This is a genomic window from Candidatus Hydrogenedentota bacterium (assembly GCA_018005585.1).
In the GTDB taxonomy this organism is placed as follows: Bacteria; Hydrogenedentota; Hydrogenedentia; order Hydrogenedentales; family JAGMZX01; genus JAGMZX01.
Genome location: JAGMZX010000236.1, coordinates 1 through 5,759, shown reverse-complemented (window position 1 = coordinate 5,759; position 5,759 = coordinate 1). Strand labels below are relative to the sequence as shown.

Genomic DNA, 5,759 nt, shown 5'->3' with positions numbered 1-5,759 from the left:
GCGTTCAGGTCCGGCGGCCAGGGGTTGTGATCGTCCCAGCCGGTTGTGGCCTCGACCTGTTTCGTGTCGTAGTCGCGCTCTTCCAACTGCCCTGGGCCGGCAACCTTCAACGCAAGCACATTCGCCTTGCCGAAACGCAGGCGCTCCCGCACCGGAAACGTGAACCGGCGGAACATGCCCACCACGTCCTTTTCGCTCGCGATGCGCGCGCCGTTGAGCCACACATCCGCCCGGAGATTGATGCCGTCAAGGTGCAGCGTCACGAACCGACCCTGCCAGTCCGCAGGCGGCGTGAATTCCGTACGGTACCACCACGCGCCACGAAAAGGGCTGTCCTTCGGAACCACGAGCAGCATGCCGTCGCGATAGCCGGGAACCTGCTTGAGATTCAGGCCGTAGTAGGGATCGGGATAGACGCCGTTATCGGCCAGCGCCGCCAGAACCGTGCGCGGCACCTGCGTGGGGTGCCAACCGGAAACATCGAAGCCGGCCGCCGATATTTCTTCGTCCTGCGCATCCACGACGTTGCTCGACTGCACACGCCAGTCTTCAGCTAGCGCCATGCGCGCGGGCAGGTCCGCCGCTCGCACAAATGGCGCGCATACGCATGCCGCGATCAGCGCCGGCATGGCCCGCCGTGAGATGATTCCGTTCACTTCCGCGCCCTCCGATTTGCAGGTCCGCCAAGCTTAGCACAATGCGGTCTTCGGGGGAATGGGCCGTATGGAGAAGACAAACGAGAGGGACGGCGGCAGTGGGATGTGTCTGTACACCGGATTGCCGCCGTCCTTTCCGTCCCTTTTGCCGTTCAGGCCCCTTCCGCCTCGCGCCCGCGCGAAACCATCACGTAGAACACCGGCAACAGAAACAGGGTCAGCACGGTGCACGAAATGACGCCGCACACCACAACCGTGGCCAGCGGGCGCTGCACCTCCGCGCCGATGCCCGTCGAGAGCATCATGGGCAGGAACCCCAGCGCGTCGGTGATCGACGTGGCGAGCACGGGCAGCAGCCGTTGCCGCGCGCCTTCAAGAACGGCCTCGACGAGAGACTGTCCCTGCTCGCGGAAGCCGCGTATCGCGGCGACCATGACCTGCCCGTCAAGCACGGCAATGCCCGACAGTGCGATGAACCCGACGGCCGCGCTGACGCTGAACGGAATGCCGCGGCAGTACAGCCCGAGTATGCCGCCGAGCGCGGCAAAAGGGATGCCCGTGTACACGATGAGCACGTCCTTGAGGCTATTCAGACTGGCGTATAGCATGAAGAACACGAGCACGAGCGCCAGGGGCACGACGATCAGCAGCCGCTGCCGCGCCCGCGTCAGGTGCTCGAATTGGCCGCCCCACTCAATGAGGTAGCCTTCCGGAAGCGCGACGGACTCCCGGATGCCGCGCTCCGCGTCCTGCACGAAAGACATGACGTCCCGGCCGCGGACATTCGCCTGCACGCGGACCAGCCGCCGGCCCCATTCCCGGTTGATATTCGCCAGCCCTTCCGTTTCGCTGATGCCGGCAACCTGGGCCAGCGGCACTTCCGCGCCGCTGCTCGACGGGAAGATGGTCTCCTCCAGCGCCTGCCGGTCCCTGCGCAGCCGGTCCGGCAGACGCACGGTCAACGGGAACTTGCGCTGCGCTTCGATCACTTCGCCGGCCGGCTTGTTGCCAAGCGCCTCGACCACGGTCAAGATCTCGCTTGCCGGGATGCCCTGCCGCGCGGCGGCTTCCTGATTCACCCGTATTTGCAGCGTGGGCAGGCCCGTCACCTGGTCCACGGAGATATCCGCGGCGCCGGGCGTCGCATGAAGGACCGTCTCGACTTCCTCGGCAATCCGTGCGAGTTCCTCGAAATGGTCGCCTATGACCTTGATGCCCACGTCCGCGCGGATACCCGCCGTCAGTTCGTTCATGCGCAATTCGATCGGCTGCGTAAACACCAGGTTCTGTCCCGGCAGGTCATGAAGCGTCTGTTCCATCAGCGCGGCGAGTTCCGCCTGGGTCTTGGCGCGCGTCCATTGCTCGCGTGGCTTCAAGGTCATGAATACATCCGACAACTCGATGCCCATCGGGTCCGTGGCCACGTCCGCCGTGCCCACACGAGACCAGACCGCCTCGATTTCGTCCGGGAATTGTTCGAGCATCAGTTGTTCCATGCGCGTGTTGTACGCCACGGACTCTTCGAGCGCCACGCCCGGCAACCGGATCACATTGATGACAATCGCGCTTTCGCTGAGCCTCGGCAGGAATTCGCCGCCGAGTCGCGGCGCCAAGGTGATCACCGCGGCGGCCAACACAAGCACGCCGCCGGCCACAATCCCCCGCCAGGCCAGCGCGCCGCGCAGCAGCCCGCCGTACAGGCGTTTCGCGCCGCGCAGGAAGACTCCTTCCTCGACCCGTTTCGGCGCAGGCAACAAATAGTAGGACAGCACGGGCGTCAAGAACAGCGCGATGGCCAGCGCGCCGGCCAACCCGAAAATGAAGGTGAACGCCATGGGCCGGAACATCTTGCCTTCCGCACCCTCGAGCGTGAGGATTGGCAGGAACACGATCAGGATAATGCCCATCCCGAACACGACAGGCCGCGCAACCTCACGCGCCGACGCGATCATGGCATCCAAGCGTTCGCGCCACGTGGGCTTGCGGCCCGTCTTGCGGCGCAGCTCGCGCAACGCGCGCAGGTTCGCGTCGGTCATGATGACCGAGCCGTCCACGAGGATGCCGAAGTCTATCGCGCCGAGGCTGAGCAGGCTCGCGGCGATGGCCGCGCCATACATGCCGAGCACGGCGCAGAGCATCGCCATCGGAATCGTAACGGCCACAAGCAGCCCGCCGCGCAGACTGCCGAACAGGAGGAACAGCACGATGACCACCAGCACCGCCCCGGCGATTAGATTTTCGCGCACGGTTTTGAGCACGTGCTCGACGAGTTCCGTGCGGTCGTAAACAACATCGACCGAAACGCCCGGCGGCAGCGCCGTCTTCGCCTGTTCGAGTTGCCGACGCAGCGCGGACGCCACCTCGCGGCTGTTCCCGTCCTGCAGCATATAGCCCAGCCCGAGCACAACCTCGCCTTCGCCGCCGAACGTGACCGCGCCCCGGCGGATTTCGTGGCCGATGGCGACTTCCGCCACGTCGCCGACGCGCACCGGAACGCCCGTGACCGTTGTGATGGGGACAGCCGCGATTTCGTCGAGGCTGGAAACCCGGCCCAGCCCGTGGACCAGCACGGCCTGGCCGCTCGCGGTGAGTTGGCCGCCGCCCACGTTCGCGTTGTTGCGTTCGAGCGCGCCGATCACGTCGTCGAGCGTGAGTCTGTACTCGCGCAGGCGTTCCGGCTGCGCAATAACCTGATACTGCTTCTCGAAGCCGCCCCAAGCCGTCACCTCCGCCACGCCCGGCGTCTTGATCAACTGCGGCTTGATCACCCAGTCGTGCAGCGTGCGCAGTTCCTCAAGCGAGTGCGATCCGTCCGGCGAACGCAGCACATAGGCGAATATCTCGCCCAGACCGCTCGAAATCGGCCCCAATTGCGGCGGTTCGACGCCTTCCGGCAGCGTGACGCCCGAAAGCCGCTCCAGAATGAACTGCCGCGCATCGTAAATGCCGGTATCATCGGAGAATACCGCCACCACCTGCGACAGGCCGAATTTGGAGATCGAGCGCACCTCTTCGAGGCCGGGCAGGCCGCCCAGCGCGAGTTCCACCGGCTGCGTGATCTGCTGCTCGATTTCCTCGCCGTTCAGCGCGGGCGCAACGGTGTTGACCTGTACCTGGATGTTCGACGTGTCCGGGAACGCGTCCACCGGCAATTGCGTCAAGGTCCACACGCCCGCTCCGGCCACGCAAAGGAACAGGCATAAGACGAGAAAACGCCGTTCCAGCGCGGCGCGCGTCATTCGTTCCAGCATGGCGGCCTCCTAGTCGTCCACGCAGCCTGCGCCGAGCCGCGACTTGAGAAACTCCGATTTCAACACGTGACTGCGGCCCGTAACGACGCGATCATCGGCGCGCAGCCCGTCCAGGATTTCGATGCGGCTGTCGCGCGAAGCGCCCGCGACAACCCGCCGCACGTCGAACAGGTCGTCCTCCACCCGCACAAAAACAAAGGGCAGCCCATCGTAGTAGTGGACCGCATCCGACGGCAGCTGAAGCGCGGTCTGCCCCGCCGCGCCGGCTCCCGTCGAGATCTCGCCGTACATGCCTTGCTTGAGGAGGCCCGCCGCGTTGGCCGCAACGGCCCGCGCCCGGAGCGTGCGGCTGTCTTCCTCGAGCGAGGGCGCTACCCAGTCGACGCGCGCTTCAATCGGCTCCCCGGGCAGGGCCTCGAACCGGGCCTGCACCGTGTCGCCCACGCGCACGGCATACATCAGCGTCTGCGGCAACGAAAGCTCGATCCACATCGAGGACAGGTCCGCAACGGTAAACAAGGCCGCGCCTCGTTCGACTGCCTCGCCGGCCACGGCGTTGCGCTCGATGATCGTGCCCGCGAACGGCGCCCGCAGCGTGAGCGCGCCTTCGCCGTTGTGCTCGTCAAAGCCCAGCAGCACAAGCCCCTGCCGCGCGGCCTCGGCCGCCGCCTGTGCGCGCCGCTGTTCCGCGGCGGCCTCCTGAAAGTCGCGTCCGCTGCTGATGCCGCGCTCGTGCAGGCTCTTTTCTCGCTGATATGCGGACGCGGCGAGGTCCCGCCGGGCCTCCGCCTCGCGATAGACACGCAACGCTTCCGCGAGTTCGGGCGAGGTCAACCGGACCAGCGGCTGCCCCGCCGCCACCTCATCACCAAGGTCCGCGCAGACTTCCGCAACGATACCCCCCGCCAGCGGCGCGATGCGCGCCAGTTGCGCCTGGTTGTACGCAACCCGGCATGCCGCGCGCACGCCCGGGGCCGCGGCCGCGGGGGACCCGGTCTCCAGGGTGATTCCCGCTTTGTCCGCGGACGCGCCCGAAGGCAAACGGAGCTTCAAGCTTTCGCCCGGCGCCAGCGCGGCGGCGCGGTCCGGCACGCAAATCGCGCACTCGTCCTCGGCGAGGTCATGCTCGCGGCACCAAGTGCAGTCGCCATGGTCGTGAGCATGAGATTCGGCGTCGCTCGCTTCTGCCTCACCGGCGGGCGTTTCCAGGACCGCCTGCGCCGCGGCTGGCCCGGGCGCGCGGACTTCCCGCAGCGCGCCGTTCAACAGCACCAGCACCGCGGCGGCTAAGCCCAGACCCAAGGCCAGCGTATTCAAGAGCCCTCGCAATTGGGGTTTATTTCGCATCATTGTCTTCCTCCTTCGGTCCGGTTGGAGGTTCCGCGGTATCACTCCTTGCGCCCGGCGCGCCTCCACTGAGCCGTTCCAGCGTAATGAACGTCTCCTGACAGGCGGCGAGCGTGTCGAGTGCGCGGACCCGCGATTCAAACAGGTCGCGCTCGATGGCGAGCACGTTCAGGTAATCGAATTTGCCCTCCTGATACCCCTCGACTGTCAACCGGCGCGTGTCTTCCAGTTCGGGCAGCACGACGTCGCGCAGACGCACGTATTCGTCGCGGCGCGCCGCCGTCTCAGCGTACGTCATCGTGATGCCGGCGGCGGCGTCGGTCCGCGCTTCGCGTTCCCGCGCGGCCGCTTGTTCCAGCCGGTGCGTCTCTGCAAGGATGTTGCCCTGGTTGCGGTCGAACAAGGGCAGGGGCACAGAGACGCCGACCGTAAACGTTACGTCGGAGTCCCGGTCATAGTCCGCGCGTTCGCGTACAAACTCCAGCCCGGAACTGCCGAGCGAGAC

The 5,759-nt window shown here is 66.3% G+C and carries 4 protein-coding genes; all 4 read right to left on the bottom strand.

The window, feature by feature from the left end; all coding sequences use genetic code 11:
- Positions 1 to 656: beta galactosidase jelly roll domain-containing protein (locus KA184_22885; GenBank protein ID MBP8132435.1), on the bottom strand; the 656-nt coding region annotated here is incomplete at its 3' end.
- A 152-nt stretch (positions 657 to 808) separates the two neighbouring features.
- Positions 809 to 3,907 (bottom strand): efflux RND transporter permease subunit, encoded by a 3,099-nt coding sequence (locus KA184_22880; protein ID MBP8132434.1) that lies wholly within the window; start codon positions 3,905 to 3,907, stop codon positions 809 to 811.
- Positions 3,908 to 3,916: 9 nt separating this feature from the next.
- Positions 3,917 to 5,257 carry an efflux RND transporter periplasmic adaptor subunit gene (locus KA184_22875; GenBank protein MBP8132433.1) on the bottom strand — a complete coding sequence of 447 codons (1,341 nt, stop codon included), beginning with the start codon at positions 5,255 to 5,257 and terminating at the stop codon, positions 3,917 to 3,919.
- A partial coding sequence (locus KA184_22870) for a TolC family protein (GenBank protein MBP8132432.1) occupies positions 5,244 to 5,759 on the bottom strand: 516 nt, incomplete at its 5' end. The genes KA184_22870 and KA184_22875, both read right to left, overlap by 14 nt.